The 24,746-nt window shown below is 69.8% G+C and carries 16 protein-coding genes; 9 read left to right on the forward strand and 7 right to left on the reverse strand.

The window, feature by feature from the left end:
- From AB0I59_RS03690 to AB0I59_RS03705, 4 genes are all read left to right on the forward strand, one after another.
- The gene (locus tag AB0I59_RS03690) at window positions 1-1,320 is read left to right on the forward strand and encodes an ABC transporter substrate-binding protein (RefSeq protein ID WP_358129671.1); all 1,320 of its coding nucleotides are present in this window, start codon (window positions 1-3) and stop codon (window positions 1,318-1,320) included.
- 243 nt (window positions 1,321-1,563) lie between these two features.
- On the forward strand, window positions 1,564-2,382 hold the full coding sequence (locus tag AB0I59_RS03695) for a carbohydrate ABC transporter permease (RefSeq protein ID WP_061257376.1): 819 nt from the start codon (window positions 1,564-1,566) through the stop codon (window positions 2,380-2,382).
- The gene (locus tag AB0I59_RS03700; RefSeq protein ID WP_061257377.1) at window positions 2,379-3,224 is read left to right on the forward strand and encodes a carbohydrate ABC transporter permease; all 846 of its coding nucleotides are present in this window, start codon (window positions 2,379-2,381) and stop codon (window positions 3,222-3,224) included. The genes AB0I59_RS03695 and AB0I59_RS03700 overlap by 4 nt, the downstream gene beginning before the upstream one ends.
- A 103-nt stretch (window positions 3,225-3,327) precedes the next feature.
- Window positions 3,328-6,264, forward strand: coding sequence for a glycoside hydrolase family 3 protein (locus tag AB0I59_RS03705; protein ID WP_358129675.1), 2,937 nt, complete (start codon window positions 3,328-3,330; stop codon window positions 6,262-6,264).
- Between the two features lie 668 nt (window positions 6,265-6,932).
- Here AB0I59_RS03705 and AB0I59_RS03710 read toward each other — a convergent pair.
- Window positions 6,933-8,108: an HNH endonuclease signature motif containing protein gene (locus AB0I59_RS03710; protein WP_358129678.1), complete on the reverse strand. Its 1,176-nt coding sequence runs from the start codon at window positions 8,106-8,108 to the stop codon at window positions 6,933-6,935.
- A 1,108-nt stretch (window positions 8,109-9,216) separates the two neighbouring features.
- Here AB0I59_RS03710 and AB0I59_RS03715 point away from each other — a divergent pair.
- Window positions 9,217-9,462, forward strand: a complete 246-nt coding sequence (locus AB0I59_RS03715; RefSeq protein ID WP_061257380.1) for a metallothionein — start codon at window positions 9,217-9,219, stop codon at window positions 9,460-9,462.
- 72 nt (window positions 9,463-9,534) lie between these two features.
- Here AB0I59_RS03715 and AB0I59_RS03720 read toward each other — a convergent pair whose 3' ends face one another.
- The 3 genes from AB0I59_RS03720 to AB0I59_RS03730 are packed head-to-tail and all read right to left on the reverse strand — an operon-like array spanning window position 9,535 to window position 13,202.
- Entirely contained in the window at window positions 9,535-10,434 is a 900-nt protein-coding gene (locus AB0I59_RS03720; RefSeq protein ID WP_358129681.1) for a carbohydrate ABC transporter permease, read from the reverse strand.
- Window positions 10,435-10,483: 49 nt separating this feature from the next.
- Window positions 10,484-11,512: an ABC transporter permease gene (locus tag AB0I59_RS03725; protein WP_358129683.1), complete on the reverse strand. Its 1,029-nt coding sequence runs from the start codon at window positions 11,510-11,512 to the stop codon at window positions 10,484-10,486.
- Window positions 11,505-13,202: an extracellular solute-binding protein gene (locus AB0I59_RS03730; RefSeq protein ID WP_358129686.1), complete on the reverse strand. Its 1,698-nt coding sequence runs from the start codon at window positions 13,200-13,202 to the stop codon at window positions 11,505-11,507. Before AB0I59_RS03730 ends, AB0I59_RS03725 begins: the two co-directional genes overlap by 8 nt.
- A 291-nt stretch (window positions 13,203-13,493) precedes the next feature.
- Between AB0I59_RS03730 and AB0I59_RS03735 the strand changes: the two genes are divergently transcribed.
- The 4 genes from AB0I59_RS03735 (at window position 13,494) to AB0I59_RS03750 (ending at window position 20,348) form a co-directional block, all read left to right on the forward strand.
- Window positions 13,494-14,705 carry an ROK family protein gene (locus AB0I59_RS03735; protein WP_358129688.1) on the forward strand — a complete coding sequence of 404 codons (1,212 nt, stop codon included), beginning with the start codon at window positions 13,494-13,496 and terminating at the stop codon, window positions 14,703-14,705.
- Between the two features lie 473 nt (window positions 14,706-15,178).
- The gene (locus tag AB0I59_RS03740) at window positions 15,179-18,016 is read left to right on the forward strand and encodes a glycoside hydrolase family 3 C-terminal domain-containing protein (protein WP_358129691.1); all 2,838 of its coding nucleotides are present in this window, start codon (window positions 15,179-15,181) and stop codon (window positions 18,014-18,016) included.
- Window positions 18,007-19,041 (forward strand): LacI family DNA-binding transcriptional regulator, encoded by a 1,035-nt coding sequence (locus AB0I59_RS03745; protein ID WP_358130585.1) that lies wholly within the window; start codon window positions 18,007-18,009, stop codon window positions 19,039-19,041. Before AB0I59_RS03740 ends, AB0I59_RS03745 begins: the two co-directional genes overlap by 10 nt.
- On the forward strand, window positions 19,038-20,348 hold the full coding sequence (locus AB0I59_RS03750) for a GH1 family beta-glucosidase (protein ID WP_358129694.1): 1,311 nt from the start codon (window positions 19,038-19,040) through the stop codon (window positions 20,346-20,348). Before AB0I59_RS03745 ends, AB0I59_RS03750 begins: the two co-directional genes overlap by 4 nt.
- 70 nt (window positions 20,349-20,418) lie before the next feature.
- Here the strand turns inward: AB0I59_RS03750 and AB0I59_RS03755 are convergent, their stop codons facing one another.
- From AB0I59_RS03755 to AB0I59_RS03765, 3 genes are all read right to left on the reverse strand, one after another.
- On the reverse strand, window positions 20,419-21,609 hold the full coding sequence (locus AB0I59_RS03755; protein WP_061257385.1) for a low temperature requirement protein A: 1,191 nt from the start codon (window positions 21,607-21,609) through the stop codon (window positions 20,419-20,421).
- A 170-nt stretch (window positions 21,610-21,779) separates the two neighbouring features.
- Window positions 21,780-22,829, reverse strand: coding sequence for a DoxX family membrane protein (locus tag AB0I59_RS03760; RefSeq protein WP_358129697.1), 1,050 nt, complete (start codon window positions 22,827-22,829; stop codon window positions 21,780-21,782).
- 317 nt (window positions 22,830-23,146) lie between these two features.
- Window positions 23,147-24,724, reverse strand: coding sequence for an MFS transporter (locus AB0I59_RS03765; protein ID WP_358129700.1), 1,578 nt, complete (start codon window positions 24,722-24,724; stop codon window positions 23,147-23,149).
- Window positions 24,725-24,746 lie beyond the last annotated feature (22 nt).

Genomic DNA, 24,746 nt, shown 5'->3' on the forward strand with positions numbered 1-24,746 from the left:
ATGCGCAAGACACGCAAGACCGCGGTGGCGGCGGCCCTCGCCGCGGCCGCGCTGACCATCGCCGCCTGCGGAGGGTCGGCGGACTCACCGGGCGGCAAGGACGGCGGGACGGGGGAGGCGCGGACGCTCACGCTCTGGCACTACGAGGGCGCGGACAGCGCCATGGGCAAGGCGTGGGCCGAGGCCGTCAAGCAGTTCGAGGCGAGCCACCCGAACGTGAAGGTGAAGTTCGAGGAGAAGGGCTTCGAGCAGATCCAGAAGACCGCGGGCATGGTGCTGAACTCCGACGAGGCGCCCGACCTCATGGAGTACAACAAGGGCAACGCCACCGCCGGACTGCTCTCCAAGCAGGGGCTGCTCGCCGACCTGTCCGACGAGGCCGCGAAACGCGGCTGGGACAAGCTGCTCAGCGCGTCGCTGCAGACGACCGCGCGATACGACGAGCGCGGCATCATGGGCTCCGGCAAGTGGTACGGCGTGCCCAACTACGGCGAGTACGTCATGGTCTACTACAACAAGGACGCCTTCACGAAGCACGGCGTCGAGGTGCCCACGACGTACGACGAGTTCACCGCCGCCCTGGACACGTTCGTCAAGGCGGGCGTGACGCCGATCGCCAACGCGGGCGCCGAGTACCCCGCCCAGCAGATCTTCTACCTGCTCGCGCTGAGCAAGGCCGACCGGGCCTGGGTCGACGGCTACCAGCTCTACAAGGGCACGACCGACTTCCACGGCCCCCAGCTCACCTACGCCGCCGAGACGTTCGCCGACTGGGTGAAGAAGGGCTACATCGCCAAGGACTCGGCCGGGATGAAGGCCGAGGACATGGGCACGGCGTTCATGTCCGGCAAGTTCCCCCTCCTGGTCTCGGGAAGCTGGTGGTACGGACGCTTCCAGTCCGACATCAAGGACTTCGAGTGGGGCTCCTTCCTGTGGCCGGGCAACCAGATGTCCCCCGGCTCCAGCGGCAACCTCTGGGTCGTCCCCGAGAAGGCGAAGAACAAGGACCTCGCCTACGACTTCATCGACATCACGATGAAGAAGGAGATCCAGAACCTGCTCGGCAACTCGGGAGGCGTACCCGTCGCGGCCGACCCCGCGGCGATCACCGACCCGAAGAGCAAGGAGCTGATCGAGAACTTCAACGCGCTCTCCGCCAAGGACGGCCTCGCCTTCTATCCCGACTGGCCGGCCCCCGGGTACTACGACGTCCTCGTCGCCGGAGTCCAGGAGCTCATCAACGGCGGCAAGAAGCCGTCCGAGGTCCTCGACGAGATCGCCCAGCCGTACAACGACAACCTCGCGGACATCGGCGAGTAGCCGGGCTCATCCGGCGGCGGGGGCGACCTGACCGGCCTCCGCCGCCGCCCCGCCCACGCCTCGGGCGGGCGGGAGCCGTACCGATCGAAAGGCTCAACAGTGACACTCCCAGCGACGGCGACGGGCGGTCCCCCCGCGCGGCCCGCGCGGCCCGCGCGGCAGGGACGCGTTCGGCGATCCGCGCGTCCGGGACGTCCGGGACGGCCCGGACGCGGCGGGTACTGGCCCTACCTGATCCCCAGCATGGTGCTGTTCCTCGCGGTCGTCGTCGTGCCGTTCCTGATGAACGTCGCGACGAGCTTCACCCGGTGGTCCGGGGTCGGCACTCCCACGTGGATCGGGTTCGACAACTACGTCAAGCTCGCCGGGGACGAGCGCTTCTGGACGTCCTTCCAGCACAACGTCGCCCTCATCGTCGCGATGGCGATCCTACCGACGATGCTCGGCCTCGTCCTCGCGGCCACGCTGTTCGACTACATCGGCAAGAAGTTCGGCACGCGTACGGCGGCGGGCCTGCGGGCCGCGTTCTACCTGCCGCAGGTGCTGCCGGTCGCGGTGGCGGGCGTCGTGTGGGGCTGGATGCTGCACCCGTCCTACGGCGCGGTCAACGAGATCTTCGGGCTGAAGGTCAACTGGCTCGGTGATCCGGACGTCGCGCTGGCCAGCGTCATGGCGATCATGGTGTGGTTCCAGCTCGGCTACCCGGTCGTGATCTTCATGGCGGGGCTCCAGCGGGTGGACCCCGCGCTGTACGAGGCCGCCGAGATCGACGGGGCCTCGTGGGGCCGCAGGTTCTGGCACATCACGGTCCCGCAGATCAGGCCGGAGGTCTACGTCGTGCTGCTCACCTGCACGATCGCCGCGCTGAAGGTGTTCGGCCCGATCTTCGTGCTCACCAGGGGAGGGCCGGGCTCCGCCACGATGGTGCCCTCCTACTTCTCGTACCTGAACTTCTTCCAGAAGGTGAACGTCGGATACGGCTCGGCCATCGCGACCGTGCTCGCCCTGATCATCGTCGTGGTGACGTTCCTCTTCCTGCGGGTCCAGGAGCGTGACCGATGAGCCGTGCGGCCGGGCGCCCGGGAGCCGGGCCGGGCGGGTGGGCGGTGCTCGCGGCCCTCGTCGTGCTCGCCGTCGTGATGCTGTCCCCGTTCGTCATCGTCACGTTCAACGCGTTCAAGACTCCCGCCGAGTACGCCGCGGGTGGGCCGCTGACCCCGCCCCAGGGTTTCCACCTCGACGCGATCATCGACTTCTGGAACCGGGTCGCCTTCGGGGAGAAGCTCTGGAACAGCTTCGTCATCAGCGGCACCGTCGCGGTCGCCGCGGTCGTCCTCTCCGTGCTCAACGCGTACGCGCTGGGGATCGGGCGGGTCCGGGGGCGGCTGTGGATCCTGGTGCTGTTCCTCGTGGCCAACACGCTGCCGCAGGAGGCGCTGGCCTACCCGCTCTACTACCTGTCCAAGGAAGTCGGGCTGTATGACAGCAAGCTCGCCGTGATCCTGATATTTACCGTTATCCAGGCGGCTTTCGGGACTTATCTGCTCTCGGCGGTCCTGGGGCAGTTCCCCGGCGAGATCCTGGAGGCCGCCTCCCTCGACGGCGCCGGCCGGTGGCGGGCCCTGTGGACCATCGTGGTCCCGATCAGCCGCCCCACGCTCAGCGTCCTGCTGATCTTCTTCTTCATCTGGACCTGGAACGAGTTCTTCCTGCCCCTGATCTTCCTGATCTCCAACGACAACCAGACCGTGCCCGTGGCTCTCGGCGTGCTCCAGGGCGAGAAGATGATGGACGCCACCATGTCGAGCGCCTCGGCGCTGCTCGGCATCGTGCCCGCCGTCGCCTTCTTCCTGATCTTCCAGCGCACGCTCACCCGCGGCATCACGGTCGGGGCGATCAAGTAGCCCGTCGTGCGGCGTCGGCCGCGCGTCGAGGGTGCCGTGCATCCTGGGCGGCCGACACCGCACGACCGGCATCACGCGTCACTTCACCTGACCTGGAGGCGCAATGTCCCTTCGACGACCCCTGTGGGCGGCGGCAGCGCTCGCCCTCGCCGCGGCCTTATGCACCTCGCCCGCACAGGCGGCGGAGACCTTCCCCTTCCGCGACCCGTCGCTGCCGCTGAACCAGCGGATCGGCGACCTGCTCGGAAGGCTGACCCTCGACGAGAAGGTCTCGCTGCTCCACCAGTACCAGCCCGCCATCGACCGTCTCGGCATCCGGATGTTCAAGACCGGCACCGAGGCGCTGCACGGCGTCGCCTGGTCCACCGACTACGACGCCAACGGCGCCGTCGTGACCGCGTCCGGCACGGTGTTCCCGCAGGCCGTCGGGCTGGCCAGCACCTGGGACCCGGACCTGATCAAGCGGGTCGGCTCCGCCGTCGGCGACGAGGCCCGCGGCTACAACGCCGAGAACCCCACCGTCTGGGGCCTCAACCTGTGGGCGCCGGTCGTCAACCTGCTGCGCGACCCGCGCTGGGGCCGCAACGAGGAGGGATACTCCGAGGACCCCACCCTGACCGGCGCGATCTCCACCGCGTACGGCTCCGGCATCCAGGGCGACGACCCCGACCACCTCAAGGCGGCGCCGACGCTCAAGCACTACCTCGCCAACAACAACGAGATCCGCCGCGACACCACCTCGTCGAACCTGCCGCCGCGGGTGAAGCACGAGTACGACGAAGCCGCTTTCAAACCCGCCATCTCCGCCGACGCCGCGACCGGCGTCATGGCCGCCTACAACCTCGTCAACGGCCGGCCGAGCACCGTCAACCCCGACCTGAACGACGTCGTACGCACCTGGACGTCGAGAGACCTCCTCAACGTCTCCGACGCGGGCGGGCCCAACAACCTCACCGGCTCCGAGCAGTACCACACCACCCAGGCCGAGGCCGACGCCGCGACCCTGAAGGCCGGGCTCGACAGCTTCACCGTGGACGACAACAGGGGCGGCCCCACCGTCACCGCCGTCAAGGCCGCGCTGTCCCAGGGCCTCCTCCAGGAGTCCGACGTCGACACCGCCGTACGGCACATCCTGAGCATCCGGTTCCGGCTCGGCGAATTCGACCCCGACGGCGGGCCGTACGCGGCGATCACCAAGGACGTGGTGAACAGCCCGGCGAACCGGAAGCTGGCCAGGGAGACCGCGGCCAAGGCGGCGGTGCTGCTCAAGAACTCGGGGAACACGCTGCCGCTCGCCCCCGGCAAGAAGGTCGCCGTCATCGGGCCGCTGTCGGACGTGCTCTACACCGACTGGTACTCCGGCAGGCTGCCGTACAAGGTGACACCGCTCGCCGGGATCAAGGAGCGGGCCGCGTCCGTCACCTCCTCCGAGGGCGTCGACAGGATCGCGCTCAAGGACGTCGCGACCGGCCGGTACATCACCGCCGGGACCGGAGACGCCGGAGCCGACCTCAAGGCCGGCGTGACCACCGCCGGCGACACCGAGAAGTTCGACGTGTTCGACTGGGGCCAGGGCGTCGTGACCCTGCGCAGCGTCGCCAACGGCAGGTACGTCAGCCGCGCCAACTGGTCCACGCTGGTGAACAACCAGGAGCAGCCGACCGGATGGTTCGTCCAGGAGCAGTTCAAGCTGGAGAAGCAGGGCGACGGCTCCTACCTGATCAGATACGCCGGATACGAGACCGCCTACGACTGGTTCGGGCCCAACACCTACGTGAAGGCGGCGGCCGACGGCACGCTCAGTCTCACCACGGCCGCCGAAGCGAGCAGGTTCGCCAAGGAGGTCGTCGGCAGCGGCGTGGACGACGCGGTCGCCAAGGCCAAGGACGCCGACGTGGCCGTGGTCGTCGTCGGCAGCATGCCGTTCATCAACGGCCGCGAGGACCACGACCGGACCGACATGAACCTCGCCGAAGGACAGGAGGCGCTGGTCAAGGCCGTACGGCAGGCCAACCCGAACACGGTCGTCGTGCTGGAGAACAGCTATCCGACGACGATCACCTGGGAGCAGGCGAACGTCCCGGCCATCCTGTGGACCACCCACGCCGGGGCCGAGACCGGGAACGCCCTCGCCGACGTGCTCTACGGCGACGTCAACCCGGCCGGGCGGCTCACCCAGACCTGGTACCGCTCCGCCGCCGACCTGCCGGACATCCTCGACTACGACATCGTCCAGCGCGACCGGACGTACCTGTACTTCAAGGGCGACCCGCTCTATCCGTTCGGCCACGGCCTGTCGTACACCGCGTTCAGATACCAGGGACTGCGGGTCACCCCGAAGGGCGACGGCTACGAGATCGGCGTGAAGGTCACCAACACCGGATCGCGCGCGGGCGACGAGGTCGTCCAGCTCTACACCCACCAGCGGCAGTCGCGGGTGAAGCAGCCGGTCAAGCAGCTGCGCGCCTTCCAGCGGGTCAGCCTCGCGCCCGGCGGGAGCACCACCGTCACGTTCACCCTGCCCAAGGCGGACCTGGCGCTGTGGGACGCGACCAGGAACAGGTTCGCGGTCGAGACCGCCACGCACGACGTCATGGTCGGCCCGTCGTCCGGTGACATCCGGCAGCGGACCACCGTCGACGTCAGAGGCGAGAAGATCCCCGACCGCGACCTGAGCACGACGACGCGGGCGATCGACTTCGACGGCTACTCGGGCGTCGATCTGGTCGACGAGACGAAGGCGCGCGGCGACGCCGTGGCCGGCTCCCGGGGCGACTGGATCGTGTTCGAGGACGTCGACCTCAAGCGCAAGCCCGTCCGGGTGACCGCCGGTGTCGCTTCGATCGGCGGCGGCTCCTTCGAACTGCGCCTCGGCTCGCCCACGGGAAGGCTCGTCGCGACCGTCCCCGTCGCCGCCACCGGTGACGTCCGCACCTGGGGTACGGCGACCGCTTCGCTGAGCGGGGCGTCCGGCGTGAAGGACCTCTACCTGGTGTTCACCGGCGACTTGCGGATCAAGGATCTCGCCCTCACCAGGTAGCGCCATACGGGCAGGTTCGCCCCTGAATGACCGGTCCCCGGCACGACACATGAGGGTGGTTTCATCACGCGGCGTATCCGGGGGTGATGCATTGAGCGGTGATGCTGGGGGCCCGGAGTCACGTGCTCGGGAGGCGTCACGGATGGTGCGTCACGGATGGTGCGTCACGGGATGGTGCGTCACGGGATGGTGCGTCACGGGATGATGCGTCGCAGGGCGGAGGATGGAGGTTGGAGCCGGGTCGGGGCCGGGGCCGGTGTCCGTAGGCACGGCGACGGGGGCTTGCTCCGGCCGGCCGTGATAGTTGCGATCAGGTGCATACCGCTGTCGCGGTCGCGGGCGCGGTGGTTGCCGGCACGGTCTTACGCCGGCCTCCACAAACCCCCGCCCCCGCGCCCCGCTTTCCCGCCGTATCGCCCGCGGAGGTGACCTCCAGGCCGAGGATCTCCCAGGCCTCGTGTCTTCTCTGTCCTGCGGCTCATCCGATCGCATGCTCTCGGCCCTCGTGTCTTCCGTGCACCGCGGCCTATCCGATCGCATGCTTCGGCCTTCGTGTTCTGCCCCTGCCCTGCCCGTGGCTGTGGCCGTGGGCGGCGTTCGGCCGTAGCCTCTCGGTAGCGGCCCGGGCCACGGCGATGGGCTTGCGTCACCGTCCATTACGGTCACTGTCATTGCCTGCGGGCCCAGGCTCGGGGACGGAGCTTGGAATAACGGTGGAAGCGCATCGTCACCGTGCCATCCGGTAGGTCGATGACCTCGACCTTGTCCGGATGACGGGATTTCCACTTGTTGTCAGGCGCGCACAACGGAGCCAGGTTGTCCAGATCGGTCCGGCCGGACGGGTACCACGGCTCGATATGGTCAACCTCGGCCAGATACGCCGGCACGTCACACCCCTCCCGGCAACATGTGGCATATCTGGCGAAGATCGCTTCCCGCTGATCGTTGGAAGCCAGACGGCGAGCACGGCCGAAGCCGATGACGATCCCCCGCGCGTCACGAAGCACCCGCCGCAACTCGGCGGTGTAAGCCATCCGGCGCGCGTCCTGCGCGGGGATGGCCCTGCCGTTCTCCAGATGGGCGGGAGCGTCGGACTCACCGGTCAGGGTCTCCTCACTGACGGACACGTGCATGACCGTGCGGCGGCCGCCCTGCGACAAGCGGACGGCCAAAGCATCGGCCATCCGGCGGGCATGCCCACGCGTGTCAGCGCTTCCGGTTGCGGCCGCGAGGGGTTCCAACCAGGTCCGCAACTGCATCGTCAGCTCGGGATCCAGCAGACCGGTGACACGGCCCATCCCGTCCAGAGTGTCGGCGATAGTCAGATGCTGGCGTTCGGTTGCGGCCGCGGCCCGGGCCAGACGACCGTCGGGATCGATGGTCTCAATGATGGCCTGCCCGGCGCGGGCGACATCCTCGACCGTGGAGGCCGAAGTATCAGCCAACTCCAGCAGGATCGGCTCAGCCAGACCGGTCTCGGCGTCGTCCAGATGCCGCACAGCGGAAGCGATCGTGGTGGCGTAACCGAAAGACAGGCTGCCCTGGGCCAGGCGGGCCGCCACGTCCGGCAGCCGGGGTAGCTGCCGGGCCAAGGTGAGGCGCTCGTTCGCGCGAGCGGCACGCGACTCGGTCGCGCGGGCCAGCCACGCCCCGATCGACCGCCGCCCATACAGCTGGTGGCCTTTCCCTGCCTCAGCCACCTGGAGCCGGGCGGCCAGCGCGGCTTCGGCCAGATCGATCGCGCGTGCCAGCGCCACGATCTCCGCCATCGCCACCTCCGTATCCACCGGTATCCGGCCGGTGTCGACCGCGATCTGCTCAGCGCGGCGCAGCAGGTCGGCCACCGCCGCCCCGGCAAGTCCGGGATCGGGCCTGTCCCCCCACCCGGGGGCGGGCTGGTCGCCCCTGCCGGGATCGGGCCGGTCGCCCCTGCCGGATGCTCCGGCCGAGTCCGGCGTCTCTCGGCGGTCCTGCCAGATCCCGTCCCAGGCTGACGCCTCCCCGCTCGCCCCGCCCGCCTTCCTCGCCTCCCTTACCGGCCGTGACCCCTCACCCCGGCGGCCTGCTCCTGCCGTCATCTGTCCGGCAGGACCGGGCTCCGCAGCAGCAGCGAGGTCGGGCTGGACGGCGGCGGGCGGGGGTGAGACCGGCTGACGAAGACGAGAGCGGTCGAGCAACAGCACGGCACCGTATGCGTCACCGGCGAAACGACCAGCTCCGACCGGCGACCTGTGCCGCCGGTGCGCACGCCGCCCCGAGGAAGACGGCGGCAGCACAGATGAGCCCTGTGAGCAAGGCTGTGAGCCGTCGGCGCGAGGTGACAGCAGCACACCACCTGAAGCAACCATCTGAGTATGCCTCCCTTCCCCCTCTGGGCGCTCGGCCCGCGGCAAATATATCGCTCACACGTTCTATAGACAACTCTGAGTAGTCACTAACGTACTTAATGTAGGCAACCTGCTGAATGTTCTGTTCGGGGGGAATTGCTTTCTGGGGTGAGCACCAAGGGCACCGGTCGCTACTGGCCTCTGACGCGTCAGTGAGAAGTGGATAGCTCGGCCGAGGTGGCGGAGGGAGGCTGTCGGGGTGGCGGGGGAGACCATCGGTCGGCTCGGGCACCGTTGACGGGCGGACCGGTCTCGTGACGGGCGTCGGGCGGGCTGGTCTCGTGATGGGCGGGCTGGTCTCGATACTTCGGCTACGGCACCAGGCAGGCGCTCGCCACCTTGCCCGGACACGGGGTGGCGAGCAGCCGTACCGACGGCGAGAGCCCGGCGTCCGACACCGGTAGTCGCCGAGCCGCTCAGGATCCTCGGGTCGTAACGGGCCAGTGGCGGCCCACGTCAACCCCTCACATCTTTCAGCGAAACATGCGGGAGATTGACCATTATGTGTGGTGATCGTCAGAGCCGCGAGGGTAGACGACAGCCAGCAGAGGATTCAGGGGGAATCATGGCGGCTTGCGAAGTCTGCGGCAACGACTACGACATGAGCTTCGAGGTTCACGCGCAGGGAGCGGTGCACGTCTTCGACAGCTTCGAGTGCGCGATCACCAAGATGGCGCCGGTGTGCGAGCACTGCGGGTGCCGCATCGTGGGGCACGGAGTCGACGTCGGCGGGCACTTCTGCTGCTGTGCCCACTGCGCGCGGGAGATGGGCGCCACCCAGATCGTCGACAAGGTCGGCGCCGGCCGGTGACGGCCCGCCCCGTTCCTCCCGTACGGCGCACACGTCCGGCGGGCCGCGCACGGCCATGCGGGAGGGACGGGCTCAGCCCTTGACCGCCCCGATGATCACGCCCTTGGTGAAGTGCTTCTGCACGAAGGGATAGATGAACAGCACGGGGACGAGGGCGACGACGACGATCGACATCTGGATGGCGAGGCTGGGCGGCAGCGCCTGCCCGGGGATCGAGCTGACCGACGCCTGTCCCGTGATCAGCGACTGCCCCTGCAGGACGTACTGTCTGAGCACGAGCTGGAGCGGCCACTTGGCGTTGTCGTTCAGGTACAGCACGGCGTTGAAGAACGCGTTCCAGTAGCCCACGGCGTAGAACAGGCCGATGACCGCCGTGACGCCCTTGGACATGGGCAGGACGATCCGCCAGAGGATGCGGAACTCGCTCGCGCCGTCGATCCGCGCGCTGTCGGTCACCTCCTTGGGGATGTTCATGAAGAACGCCCGCATGACCACGAGGTTGAACGCCCAGACGGCGCTGGGCAGGATCAGCGCCCAGTAGCTGTCCAGCAGCCCGAGCGAGCTGACCACGAGATAGCTCGGGATCAGGCCCGGCACGAACAGGAACGTCAGCAGCACCGTGAACAGCAACGTGCGGTGCAGCACCGACCCCGGCCGGGACAGCCCGTACGCGGCGAGCACGGTGACGGTCAGGCTGATGGTGGTGCCGACGGCGGTCACGCCGAGGCTGACCAGCACGGACCGGGTCACGACACCACCGGCGAACAGCTCCCGGTAGGCGCCGAAGGACAGCCCGTCGGGCACCGTCACCAGGCCGCCCGCCTTCGTTACCGCCTCCTGCGGGGACAGGCTGGTCAGCACGACCATGTAGATGGGGAACAGGACGCTGACCACGATGAGCGTCAGGAGCAGCCCCTTCGCCGTCCGCCCGGCGGGACTCGGGCGCTCCGCCCATGAAGGAAGTGCCGTCATCGAATCTCCTTAAGTGGGGAGCCTCCGGACGCCTGCCGTGGGGAGGAGGTCATGACTTCTTGTAGATCCCTTGCTCGCCGAACCGGTGTGCGACCTTGTTCGCGATCACGATGAGGATCAGGCCCACGACGCCCTTGACCAGGCCCGCCGCGGCGCCGTAGCTCCACTCTCCGGTCAGCAGCGTGCGCCAGTACACGAACGTGTCGAGCACCTCGGCCGCGTCCCGGCCGACCGCGTCGCGCTGCAGGAAGAACTGTTCGAACCCGACGTTGAGCGCGTCACCGAGCCGCAGGATCAGCAGCAGGATCACCACGGGACGCAGTCCCGGCAGCGTGATGTGCCACAGCCGCTTCCACCTGCTCGCGCCGTCGACGGCCGCCGCCTCGTACAGGTTCTGGTCGATCGCCGCCAGCGCGGCCAGGAAGATGATGGTGCCCCAGCCCGCGTCCTTCCAGATCGTCTCGCCCGTGACGAGCAGCAGGAAGGTGTCCGGGTTCGTCATGAGGTCGAGGCCCTCGTACCCGTGGTCGCGCAGGATCTGCGAGATCAGACCGGCGCCGCCGAACATCTGCTGGAAGAGCGTGACGACCAGCACCCACGAGAAGAAGTGCGGCATGTACACGACACTCTGGATGAACAGGCGCAGCCGGGGCCGTACGACGCTGTCCAGCAGGATCGCCAGCAGGATCGGGACGGGGAAGTAGAAGAACAGCTGGAAGGTCGTGATCCCGAGCGTGTTCAGCGTCGCGTCCCAGAAGCTCGCGTCCAGGATCAGCCACTGGAAGTTGGCCAGCCCGACCCACGGGCTCTCCTTGATCCCGACGTACGGCGAGTAGTCCTGGAAGGCGATGACGCTGCCCATGATGGGGACGTAGTAGAACACCGCGAGTAGGCCGATCGCGGGCAGCGTCATCAGCAGCAGCGGCCAGTCCCGCCGCAGCCGCGCGCGCAGCGGAGGGCGGTCGGTGCCGGCGCCGGCAGCGGCACTGGCGCCGGCACCGTCGGCGGACGCCGTCACCGGCGTGGCGGGTGCGGACAGGTCACCCGCCACATCGGTTGTCGCGTGGTTCTCAGGCACGGCCGTTGTCCTGCAGCACCTTCATGTAGAAGTCGCGGGCCTCGTCCCCGCCGTCCCTGCGCCACTCCTCGACGATCTTCTTGACGTCGCTCACGGGACGCCGCCCGCGCATGATGTCGGTGAACTTGTCCTCGGTGGGGACCTGCAGGCCGGACAGCTTGGACGGCCGCTGGATCCGGATGCCGTCGGTCGGCTGCGCCTCGATGTACTGGAACGACGCGTTCTGCCAGGCGGCGTTGGCCTTGACCGCGTCGGGGAAGGCCACCCAGTCGGTCGGGAGGGTGCGCCCGCCCAGGAAGATGTAGGTGTCGGTGTTCTCCTTGAGGCCCAGCTCGTTCTTCTGCGGCGCCCCGTTCGCGTCACGGGTGAAGTGTTTGCCCTCCACGCCGTACATGTAGGTCTCGAACTCCTTGGTGCCGAACGGCGCGGCGGTGTAGTTGAGGATGCCGAGGATCTCCTCGACCTGCTCCTTGGGAAGCCCCTTCTTGATGAAGGTGAAGATGCCCGCCGCGTTGTTGTGGTACATGATCGGCTTGCCGCCGTCGAACGCGAAGAGGGGGAAGGCGCCGACGTTGAACTCGGGGTTCTTCGGCCGCTGCTGGTAGAGGTGGTCCTTCCAGCCGCCGAGGCCGTCCCGGTAGACGACCAGCTGCCCGGAGGCGAACAGCTCCTTCTCGCCTGCGTTCTTGCTGCCCGCGACGCTCGGGTGGATCAGCTTCTCGGTGAACAGCTTGCGCATGAACTCGAGCATCGCCTCATACTCGGGCGTCTCGTACTTGTGCGTCAGCTTGCCGCCCTCGTACCGCCATTCCTGCGGGATGCGGAAGATCGGCCAGACCATCTCGTGGATGTCGCCGAACGCCCAGCGCTTCGCCTTGGCGTCGGTGATCTCCTTGCCCAGTGCGTACAGCTCGTCCGCGTTCTTGGGGTTGGCGTTCCAGCCGTTCTTGTCGAACAGGTCCTTGCGGTACAGCAGCGCGTACGGATAGGGCTCGGTGGGGAACGGCACCGCCATCAGCTTGCCGTTCCACACCGACCACTGCCAGGCGGCGGTGGGCAGCGCGGCCAGCATCGTGTACGGCGTGACCTTGTCTCCCTGCAGGTACGGAGTGAGGTCCTCGAAGGCCTTGTCGACGGCGATGTTGAAGTCCGCCATCTTGTCGATCTCCCAGCTCGGGATGACCATGATGTCGGGGATGTCGCCTCCGGCCAGGCGGGCGGTGACCTTGTCGACGTAGGTGTTGCCGTCCGCGATCTGGAACTCCACGGTCGCGCCGATCGCGGCGTTGACGTCCTGGAAGAAGGAGTTGTCCGACAGTGGCGGCGGGAGCGGGCCCCACAGCGGGGTCATGGCCTTGTATGTGCCGCCCTTGCCCTGCTTGGTGCTGAGCGCCGTGACCACGTTAGCCGGATATTTCGTGAAACCGCCTGCGTAGTCTGGCACGCCGGGCAGCGTGGAGACCGTACCTGGAATGTCCGGGGTGGCGCCGGAGAACGCGGTGAAGTTGGGCACGAGCGACGTCAGCTTCTCGGCGGCTGCCGCGGTGGCCCCGCCCGAGCCGGGCCGCGGCGTGGTCGGCGTGCTGCACGCGGAGAGCAGCCCGCCGCCGGCGGCGACGGCGGCCGTCAGGCCCACCAGGCCGAGGAACCCGCGGCGGCTGGTCGTCGCGCCTTCGGGGTGATATGTCACGGCGCGTTCCCTTCCTTTATGTTTGAGGCAGTGAGGGGTGTCGGAGAGAGGATCTCCGGGGTAGAGTTAGTTCGTCTTTTGACCAAACAAATTAGTCCAGGGTGACGGTTGTCACAAGGCTTCGCCGGCCACGTTCCCGCGATCGGCCGATCACAGATCGGTGACGGCGGGACGCGGATCGGCCGCGCGGCCGGACAGCGTGATCGGACAGCATGATCGGGCAGGGGCAACGGCATGTCGACCCGCGCGCGCATGCGGCATGATGAGCCTGAGCAGGAACGGGGCTGACTTTTGATCACTACGCACAACGGGCCTCAGCCGGCGGACTTCACCGACGTCCGCGCCACCAATCTGGCCGTGGTGCTCCGTTTCGTCCGCGAGAACGCGCCCTGCTCGCGGGCGGACATCGCGGCCTCGACGGGACTCAACAAGGCCACGGTGTCCAGCCTCGTCGCCGATCTCATCGACCGGCGGCTGCTGCGCGAGACCGGCCTCACCGAGAACCGGGTCGGCCGCCCCGCCACCATGCTCGTCCTGGACGGCTCGCCGTACGCCGCGATCGGGGTCGAGGTGAACGTCGACTACATCACCGCGGTCGCCGTGGACCTCAAGGGCGAGGAACTGCTCAACTGGCGCCGGTCCTTCCCCGGCAGCACGTCGAGCGCCGGCCAGGCCATCGCGGCGGTCGCCGCCATCGCCCGCCGTGTCGTCAGCCGCATGAGCAAGGAGGCCAGGCAGGTCCTCGGCCTCACCGTCGCGGTGCCCGGCCTGGTCGACGTACAGGGGGCGGTGCGCATCGCGCCCAACCTGGGCTGGCACGACGTCGATCTGTGCGGAGACCTCGCCAAGGCGCTGCGCGATCCGGGATTCCCCGTCATGGTCGACAACGACGCGAACCTCGGAGCTCTGGCCGAACGCCGCTTCGGACCGCACGGCAACGTGGACGACCTCGTCTACATCACCGGCGAGGTGGGCGTCGGCGCCGGTGTGATCATGGACGGCAGGCTCAGGCGGGGCGGCCGCGGCTACACCGGCGAGATCGGCCACATCCAGATCGACCCCCTCGGGCCCGACTGCCGCTGCGGCCGCCGCGGATGCATCGAGGCCACGGCCGGGATCGGCGCCGTCCTCGCGCGCACCGCCCCCGACGCCTCGCCCGCCGACCTGGAGCTGGAGATCGACGAGGTCGTCCAGCGGGCCAGGGGCGGAGACCGCGAGGTCCTCGACCTGCTCGCCGAGGTCGGCGCCAACCTCGGCAAGGGGCTCGCCGTCGTGGCCAACCTGGTGAACCCCGAGGTCATCGTCCTGGGTGGGTACTACGTGCCCCTCGCCCCGTGGCTGCTCGCGCCCGCCGAGGAGGAGATGTTCCGCCGGGCCATCGCGCCCGGCGGAGGCGGCTGCCGGCTCGAGGTCTCCACCCTCGGGTACGGCGCGGCCGCGCTGGGAGCCGCCGCCCGCGTTCTCGACTCGGTCGACTCCGGACGCCTTCCCGCACCCGCCTGAGCTCCGTACGACCCTCCGGATCACAGGGCGTTCCGCCGGCCGTCCCACCTACCCGGGTTCCGCCGGGGCGGTTTCCCGCCGTCCCGCCGGTCGCCGTGTGCGTTCCTTCCACACGCGCCGGGTCCTCTCGGAGCGCCGTTTCAGCGTTCTTTCAGGGCGTCGTGCGGAGGGCCGCCACGTCGCCGTGCCGTACGCGCTGGTGGACCGGCACCGCCGCGATGTCATCCGATCTTTTTGGCGGGTGGGGGTTGACCGAAGCCCGGGTTGGCGGCACCCTTCCGATTAAGTCCCGATTTAACACGCAAGAAACCTCTCCTTCTTCTTCGAAGCGCTTCGACGATTCGAGGCCGAGACGCGCTTCGCCCCCTGAGCAACGCCTTTCTGCCCAAGCCGCGTCCCAATCGAAGCGCTTCGATCGAAGCGCTCTCTCGCCGGCTCATCGAAGCGCTTCGACACGAAGGTGGATCCCCCCGATGAACGAACCGATCACCTCTCCCGAACGGCCGGACCCCCGGCAGGACACGTTCCGCGACCCCGGAGCCCCCGTGGCCGACCGGGTGCGCGACCTGCTCGGCCGGCTCACGCTGGAGGAGAAGATCGGCCTGCTGCACCAGTACCAGGCGCCGGTCGAGCGGCTCGGCGTCACGGCGTTCCGCACCGGCACGGAGGCGCTGCACGGCCTCGCCTGGCTCGGCCCGGCCACGGTGTTCCCCCAGGCGATCGGCCTGGCCAGCACCTGGAACCCCGAGCTGGTCCGGCGGGTGGGAGAGGCGACCGCCGACGAGGTCATCGCCTTCCACCACAAGGACCCCGCGGGCGCCGGGCGCAATGTCTGGGCGCCCGTCGTCAACCCGCTGCGCGACCCCCGCTGGGGACGCAACGAGGAGGGCTACTCCGAGGACCCCTGGCTGACCGGCCTCATGGGCACCGCCTACGCCCGGGGGCTGCGCGGCGACCTCGACGTCCTCAAGACCGCGCCCACGCTCAAGCACTTCCTGGCGTACAACAACGAGACCGACCGGTGTGTCAGCTCCAGCAACCTGCCGCCCCGGGTGCTGCGCGAGTACGAGCTCAAGGCATTCAGGCCCGCCATCGAGTCGGGAGCCGCCGTCGCCGTCATGCCGTCGTACAACCTGGTCAACGGCCGCCCCGCGCACCTGTCGCCGCTGATCAACGAGGAGCTGCGCACCTGGAGCGACGACGACGTCCTCGTGGTCAGCGACGCCTACGCCCCGGCCAACCTCGCCGGGCTGCAGGGCTACCACGAGGACCTTCCCACGGCGTACGCGCACGCGATCCGGGCCGGCCTGGACAGCTTCACCCAGGACGACGCCGACACCGAGGCCACGCTCGGCCACATCAGGACGGCGCTCGACCGCGGCCTGCTGGCCGAGGAGGACATCGACGCCGCGGTACGCCACGCCCTCTCGATCAGGGTCAGGCTGGGCGAGTTCGACCCGGCCACGCCGTACGACGGGATCGACGAGGAGGTCGTCAACCGCCCCGAGCACCAGCGGCTCGCCCGGGAGGCGGCCCGGCAGTCGATCACGCTGCTGAAGAACGACGGCATCCTGCCGCTCGGATCGCCCCGGAGGATCGCGGTGATCGGCCCGCTCGCCGACGTCCTCCTGGAGGACTGGTACAGCGGCACGCTGCCCTACCAGGTCACCGCCCGCGCCGCGCTCGCCGAGAGGTGCGAGACCCTCCATTGCGAGGGTGTGGACCGGATCGCCCTCCACACCGAGGACGGGTACGTCACGGCCGCCGACGACGTGACCGGCGGGCCGCTCCGCGTCGGCCCGCAGGCCGGCCCCGAGCGGTCGGCGTTCGACCTCTTCGACTGGGGCGGCGGCGCGTACGCGTTCCGGGCGGCGGCCAACGGGCGCCACGTCTCCGTCGGCGACGACGGCGTACTGATCAACGACCAGCCGGGCCCCAACGGCTGGGAGGTCAGGCAGACCTTCCGCATGGAGGAGCGGCTGCGCGGCGTCGTCCTGCGGCACATCTCCACCGGCAGGTACGTGGCCGTCGACGGCGGCGTCCTCACCATCACCGACGACCCGGAGGCGGCCGCCGTACTGACCGTGGAACTGGTCGAGAGCGGCGCGGCGAAGGCGGCCCGAGTCGCCGCCGAGGCGGACGTGGCGGTCGTCGTCGTGGGCGACCACCCGCTGGTCAACGGCAGGGAGACCGAGGACCGCGCCGACCTCGCCCTGCCGGCCGCGCAGGAGAACCTGGTCAAGGCCGTGCACGAGGCCAACCGGGCGACCGTGCTCGTCATCTCCAGCGGCTACCCCTTTGCGGTGAACTGGGCCGACGAGCACGTCCCCGCGATCATCTGGTCCGCGCACGGAGGCCAGGAGTACGGCCACGCGCTGGCGGACGTCCTGTTCGGCGACGAGGACCCCGGAGGCAGGCTCACCCAGACCTGGTACCGGTCGGCCTGTGAGCTGCCCGACCTGTTCGACTACGACATCATCGCGACCGACTCGACCTACCTGTACTACCGGGGCGCCCCGCTCTACCCGTTCGGCCACGGCCTCAGCTACGGCCGGTTCCACTACTCCGACCTGGTCCTCTCCTCCGACGACCTCGGGCCGGACGAGACGCTCGTCGTCCGGGTGACCGTCACGAACACCGGCTGGCGCGCGGGCGAGGAGGTCGTGCAGGTCTACACCCACCAGCAGCGCTCCCGGGTCAAGCAGCCGCTGCGCCAGCTCCGCGGCTTCGAGAAGGTACGCCTCGCGCCCGGCGAGAGTCGTACCGTGGCGGTGCCCGTCCCGATCGCCGACCTGGCGTTCTGGGACGTGACCCGCGGCCGGTTCGTGGTGGAGGAGGCCGCGCACAAGGTCCAGGTGGGTCGCTCGTCCCGGAGTGTCTTCCTGTGCGCGCCGTTCACCGTGAAGGGCGAGCGCGTCCCGCCGCGCGATGTGTTCACCCGCCCGCTGGACGCCATCGACCATGACGAGTACGACGGAGTGGTGCTGTGCGACGCCGCGCCCGAGTCCGGCGACGCCGTCCGCTCCGCGGGACCCGGCGCCTGGATCGTCTTCCGGCGGGCCGACCTCGGCCGGGGGGCGTCCGCCTGCGACCTCTCCGTGTCCAGCACGGAGGGCGGCGTGCTGATCCTGCGGCTCGACGACCCCCTCTTCGGCGAGACGATCGGCACCGTCACCGTGCCCCCGGCCGCGACGAGGTACGACTTCGTGGAGGCCGGAACTCCTCTGGCGGGCGCCGCCGGAGTACGCGATCTTTATGTGGTGTTCGAGAGCGAGGGGGTCACAGTGCGCGCGCTGAGGTTCTGCCGGTGAGGACGGTGACCATCGCCGACGTGGCCAAGCACGCCGGGGTCGCGGTCAGCACCGTGTCGTACGTGCTGAGCGGGAAGCGGAGCATCTCCGCCACCACCCGGCAGCGGGTCCTCGACAGCGTGCGGTTCCTCGGATACCACCCCAACGCGGGGGCGCGGGCGCTGGCCAGCAAGCGGGCCAACGTGATCGCGCTGGTGCTGCCGCTGCGCGCGGGGATGAACCTGCCGGTCCTGATGCAGTTCGCCACCTCAGTGGTGACCACGGCCCGGCTGTACGACCACGACGTGCTGCTGATGACCGCCGACGAGGGCGCGGACGGGCTGCGCCGGGTCGCGGCGAGCGCGCTCGTGGACGGCCTCCTGCTGATGGACGTGGAGATCCACGATCCCCGCGTGCCGCTGCTGCGCGAGCTGGGCGAGCCGAGCGTGCTGATCGGTTTTCCCGCCGATCCCGAGGGGCTGACCTGCGTGGACCTCGACTTCGGCCGGGCGGGCGCCATCTGCGCCGAGCACCTGTCCGAGCGCGGGCACCGGAAGATCGCGCTGCTCGGCGCCCCCGGCGTGGTCTACGAGCGCGGCACCGGATTCGCCGAGCGCACGCTCTCGGGCTTCGCCGACGCGGCGCGGCGGCGCGGCATGGAGGCGGTCGCCCGCCCCTGCGAGGAATCGTTCGACGAGGTCTGCGGCACGGTCAAGGTCCTGCTCGACGAGCATCCGGACCTGACCGGCCTGGTCGTGCACAACGAGGCCGCCGTGGGACACGTCCTCGGCGCGCTGCGGATACTCGGCCGGCGGGTGCCCGAGGACGTGTCCGTGGTGGCGATCTGTCCCGACGACGTCGCCGAGCGGACCAGCCCCGCGCTGACCTCCGTGCTCGTCCCCGCCGAGGAGGTCGGCAGCCAGGCCGTCAGGCTGCTGATGGCCAAACTGGACGGCGCCGCCGTACCCGAGTCGACCCTGCTGGAGCCACGGCTCACCATCCGCCAGAGCACGGCCCTCTTCACCCGCCAGGAGGATTCGCAGTGACCACTTTTCCGGAGGGGTTCCTCTGGGGCGCGGCGACCGCGTCGTACCAGATCGAGGGAGCGGTCCACGAGGACGGCCGGGGAGCGTCGATCTGGGACACCTTCTCCCACACGCCGGGCGAGGTCCGCGACGGCCACACCGGTGACGTCGCCTGCGACCACTACCACCGGTACCGCGAGGACGTCGAGATCATGGCGGATCTCGGGCTCGGGGCGTACCGCTTCTCCGTCGCCTGGCCCCGGGTCCAGCCGCTCGGCTCCGGCGAGATCAACGCCGCCGGGCTGGACTTCTACGACCGTCTGGTGGACGCGCTCGCCGAGAAGGGCGTCACGCCGGTCGCCACGCTCTATCACTGGGACCTGCCGCAGGTCCTCCAGGACGTGGGCGGCTGGACCTCCAGGGACACCGCGTACCGCTTCGCGGAGTACGCGGCGGCCGTCTACGAGCGGCTCGGGGACCGGGTCGCCAGCTGGACCACGCTGAACGAGCCCTGGGTGTCGGCCTTCGTCGGCCACGGGTCGGGACGGCACGCACCGGGGGTGTGCGACCCCGGCGCCGCCTTCACCGCCGCGCACCACCTCATGCTCGCCCACGGCCTCGCCGTCGAGACACTCCGTACGGCGGGGGCCGGGTCGATCTCGCTGACCCTGAACCTGTCACCGGTCCTGGGCGAGGCGGAGCCGGCCCGGCTGATCGACGGCCTGGCGAACCGGTTGTTCCTGGACCCCGTGCTGCGCGGGGAGTATCCCGCCGACGTCCTCGACCACCTCAGGCGGTACACCGACGTCGATCTCGGCGATCTGAAGACCATCGCGCAGCCGATCGACGTGCTCGGCGTCAACTACTACACCGTCAACAGGGTGGCCGCCGACCCCGGCTCCACCGGCCATCCGGAGTACCCCGGCAGCCAGGGCATCCGCTGGACCGCGCCAGAGGGGCCGACCACCGAGATGGGCTGGGAGATCATCCCCTCCGGTCTCGAGGCCCTGCTCGTACGGCTCTCGCGCGACTACCCGGGCGTGCCGCTGATGGTGACGGAGAACGGCGCCGCCTTCGCCGACGACCTGGCCGACACCGACAGGATCGCCTTCCTGGACGGCCACTTCCGCGCCGCGCACGCCGCCATCGGCAAGGGCGTGGACCTGCGCGGATACTTCGTGTGGTCCCTGATGGACAACTTCGAGTGGGCCCATGGCTACCACAAGAGGTTCGGCCTGGTCCGCGTCGACTACGACACGCTGGAGCGCACCCCGCGCGACAGCGCGCGCTGGTACCGCGAGGTGATCGCCCGCAACGGCCTCGGGTGATCCTCCGCCTCACCGGCGCCAGGGGCGGCTCATCCCTCGCTCCGACGCCATCCGGGCACGAAGAGCGCCCTCATCCGTGGGATCCCGTACGGACGGCGTCGGGCGTGTGATCCGCGTCCACATGGGCGGCCGGGCGGCGGCGGTGTTCGGCGGCCAGCAGGGCGACGAGCAGCACCAGCAGCGCGCCCAGCTGTGCCGTCGCGGACCACAGCCCCACCGGGATGGTGATCAGCGCGGCGGCCGTCCCGGCCATCCTGGCCGGGGCCTGGGCCAGGCCCAGCGCGCCGCGGTACCACCGGTGGCCGACGAGGAACAGCGCGACGCCCATCGCCAGGGCGACCGCGGGACCCGGCTTCATCGGGTCGAACGGATGCTCCACCGCCTTCTTGACGCCCGCCGCCGCAGCGACCACGCCCAGCAGCATCGGGACGTGCGCGTAGAAGTAGGCCGCGAGGATGAGCCGGGTGCGGGTCACCGGGTCCCGGCGCGCCAGGGCGTGCTCGGCGCCGGACTCGTCGTCGCCGCCGAAGTAGGTCCACCACAGGCAGGCGGCCAGCGCGAGCCCGAGCGCCGCGGCCACCAGGAACCCGGCACCCGCGTGGCCGTGCGCGCCGATGCCGATCGCGATGATCGACTCACCGAGGACCACGATGATCAGCAGGCCGTGTCGTTCCACGATGTGGCCGGCGCGCAGCGGGAACCCCTTCTGCCCGATGAAGTACGGGCTGCCCCACAGCGTCACCAGCGCGGCGGCCCACAACAGGTACTCCAGCGGGCCGGGGACGAAGCCCGCGAGGAAGATCAGCCCGGTGGCGGCCACGTTGAACGGCACCACCCGCCAGAACGAGGTCGTCGCCTGGAGGTAGAGCCCGGCGTGCACGGTGACGAGCAGCAGATAGCCGAACGCGAACGCCGTACCGCCGTCGCCGAACGCGGTGGGGATCGCCAGCGCGACGATCAGGAAGCCCGCCATGCCGAGCAGGAGCAGCACCCGCCGCGCCGCACGGACCGGCGGGATCGTGTTGGTCAGCCAGGCGTACCCGGAGTACATCCACCAGATCACGCCGAACACCAGCAGGGCGCGGAGCGCGCCTTCACCGATGAAGCGGTCCTGGCCGAAGCCGTCGGTCAGCAGCGTGGTGAGCTGGGTGACCGTGAAGACGAAGACGAGGTCGAAGAAGAGCTCCAGCGTGGAGACGCGGATCTCGCCGTCCGGTGACGCCGGCTCGGCTCGCTCGGTGAACCAATTGGGGAGACGCATGCCCGCATTGTCGCGGCATTTCAATTACATGCATACATAATTACGACAGGCAGGGTGATGTGAAAGCTTGGCCCGTGAGGGTGCGATGGGCGTGCAGGACCATGCCGTGCGGGGACTTCGCCGTAGTGGGGCGCCCGTGCGTATGACGTACGTGGGTGCCCACGCGGAGACTACGACGTACTGGGGCGCCGGCCCGCGACCAGGGTGTCACCGGGCTCGGGCCCGGTGGGAGCCTCGCTCCGGCTCTCGGTGCTCTCGTCCGTTCCTCGCTTGGTACGGCGCAGCCTCGACCTGGGGGCGGTGTCGGACGCCTCGCCGGACTCCGCGCCCCCGGAATCCTTGACCCCGGACTCCTTGGATCCGGGTGCCTTCGACGACGCCTTGCCGGCCGCTTTGCCGGTCGTCCGGCCGGAGGCCGTACCCGATGGCGTGCTCGACGCCGTGCTCGATGCCGTGCCGGACGACGCGCCGGAGGATGTGCCGGACGCGGTCTGCCCCGCGCCGCCCGGCGCTTTCGACGAACCGGAGGCCGACGATCCGCCGGCGGACCCGGGCGCGTCGGCTGCTCCACCGGACGAACCGGGCGCGCTGGGCGCGCCGGTCGAGGCGGGGAAGGTGACCGGGCCCTTCGGGCCGGCAGTGGCCGGTCCGCCCGCGCTCCCGCCCGTCGAGGCGGATGCGCCCGCGTCCCGCGCGGTCCCGGTCCCGGCCGTTCCGGGCGCGATGGCCTTGGAGGCGTCCGTGGGCTCGCGCAGCGCGGCGATGACCGCGTCGGCCTCCTTGTCCGCGGCGAACTCGTCCGCCGCCTCGGCCTCGCGCCGCTTGATGACGACCATGTGATCGACCGAGACACGCCCGGCGCCTCCTACCGAGAGGAGGACCGACGCGGCGCCGAGAGCGACGATGAGCTTGATGTCGCCGCCGGTCAGCGGCATGCCGCTCTGCCCGGTGGTGATGACGAAGACGGCGACGGCCTCGGCGAACAGCAGCAGCCCGACGAACGGCACGGCCAGGCCCGCGATCAGCAGCGTGCCGCCGACCAGCTCGATGAGCATGGTGGCCGCCGCCCAGATGGTCGGCATGGGAGCGCCCAACTCGGCGAACTGGGCGCCGGTGGCGGTGAGACCGGCTTCGAGCTTCTGCCAGCCGTTGGCGAAGAAGATGCCGCCGACGCCCATCCGGGCCGCCAGCGAGGCCACGTCATGGAGGGTTCGCTTCACGATTCCTCATTGTGGGGGGACGGGGAACGAATGCCCAGAGATCTGCCCATAAGGACCGACCTCATGCCTGAGGTTCGAATGGCAGGGAGAATCACCCAGGAAATCACCCGGAAACCACCTGAGGAAAATAGTCCGTAAAAATCCGGTTTGTTGTGAATTTTCTCTTATAAAGAAGCGACCCTCGCGGACAAGCACGGCGGAGCGGTTGCCCGGATGAAGCGGCGAGAGCGGTCGGCCCCGAGACACGGCCCGCAGCGAGTCGCTCGATCGGACGGGACCCGGGCCGGACACCTCGGGCACGGGCCGAACGGCCGGGATCAGCGTGCGGCGTCTTCCGGTTCGGCTTCGGGGGCGTCGGCGGTCTCCCTGGAGATGAACACGCACGCGGCCAGGGCGGTGAGCCCGAGCAGGACCACGCTGACCACGACCGTGCGGTGCAGTGCAGTGACGAAGGCCAGCCGGGCGGCGTCGAGCAGCGCCGTGCCCGGGGCGCCGCCCACCCGGGCGGCGACGTGCGCCGCCGCCGCGAGGGACTCCCTGGCCTCGCTCATCAGGGCGGCGGGCACGTTCGGCACCACGCCGAGAGCCGGCGCGTAGACCATCGTCGTGATCGTGCCGAGTACGGCGATGCCGAGGCCGGCACCCAGCTCGTAGGCCGTCTCCTCGATCGACGCGGCACCGCCCGCGCGGGACTCGGGGACGGCCGCCATGATCGTGTCGGACGCGGCGAGCAGCGCGACCTCCACGCCGAACCCGATCCCGATGAAGCAGATGGCGAGCATGCCGGGATGCTGCTCGACGCCCCAGGTGAGCACGGGGGCCAGCGAGACGGTGGTGAGCGCGAGGCCGCCGCTCATGGTGGCCCGGAGCCCGATCCGCTGGAGCACGTGGGCCGCCGCCAGCCCGCCGGCGATCGCCGCGATCATCAACGGCAACATGCGCATGCCCGCCGCCAGCGGGGACAGCCCGAGGACGAGCTGGAGGTATTGGGCGAGTAGCAGTTCCAGCCCCACCAGCGCGAAGATCGCCAGCAGTACGCAGGCGACGCCGGTGGCGAACCCCCGCCGGGTGAACAGCGAGATGTCGAGCAGGGGGAAGTCCAGCCGCCGCTGGCGCCGTACGAACCAGGAGAGCAGTGCGATCCCGAGCAGGGCGACGGCCACGGCCGGACCCCGCCCGATCATGTGGCCGTATCCCGCCTCCTTGAGCCCGAACGCGAGGGCAAGGATGCCCAGGGTGGACAGTGCCGCGCTCAGCCCGTCCCATGGATGGCCGGACCGGCTGCGCGAGGGAGGGAGCAGCCGCACGGCGAGCGGCAGCGCCACGATCAGCAGCGGCACGTTGATGAGGAAGACCGCGCCCCACCAGAAATGCTCGACGAGGACGCCGCCGACCAGCGGGCCGACGGCGGCGCCCGCGGCGGCGACCGCGCTCCAGACGCCCAGGGCGATCGCGCGCTCCCTGCGGTCGGTGAAGACCTCACGGATGATCGAGAGGGTGGCCGGCATGATCATCGCGCCGCCGACCCCGAGCAGGGCGCGGGACAGGATCAGCGCCAGCGGCGACGCGGAGAATGCCGCGGAGAGCGAGGCCAGCCCGAACACCACGTATCCGGCCAGCACCAGGCGGCGCCTGCCGTACCGGTCGCCGAGCGTGCCGAAGGTGACCAGCAGCGGGGCCACGACGAGCGAGTAGATGTCGATGATCCACAACAGCTCGACGGCGGAGGGTTCGAGGGCGGCGGTCAGCGCGGGCACCGCGATGTGGAGCACGGTCGCGTCCACCGCGATGAGCAGCAGGCTGAAACAGAGCAACGCGAGGACCGCCCAGCGGCTCGCGTGACGTGCGGTGGCGTGGCCCTCGCGGAGCTGCGCCCCGACCCCCATGACGATCATGGACGGGAACCGCCGGCCAGGT

Origin of the sequence: Microtetraspora glauca (genome assembly GCF_040656155.1) — a bacterium.
Taxonomy (GTDB): domain Bacteria; phylum Actinomycetota; class Actinomycetes; order Streptosporangiales; family Streptosporangiaceae; genus Microtetraspora; species Microtetraspora glauca.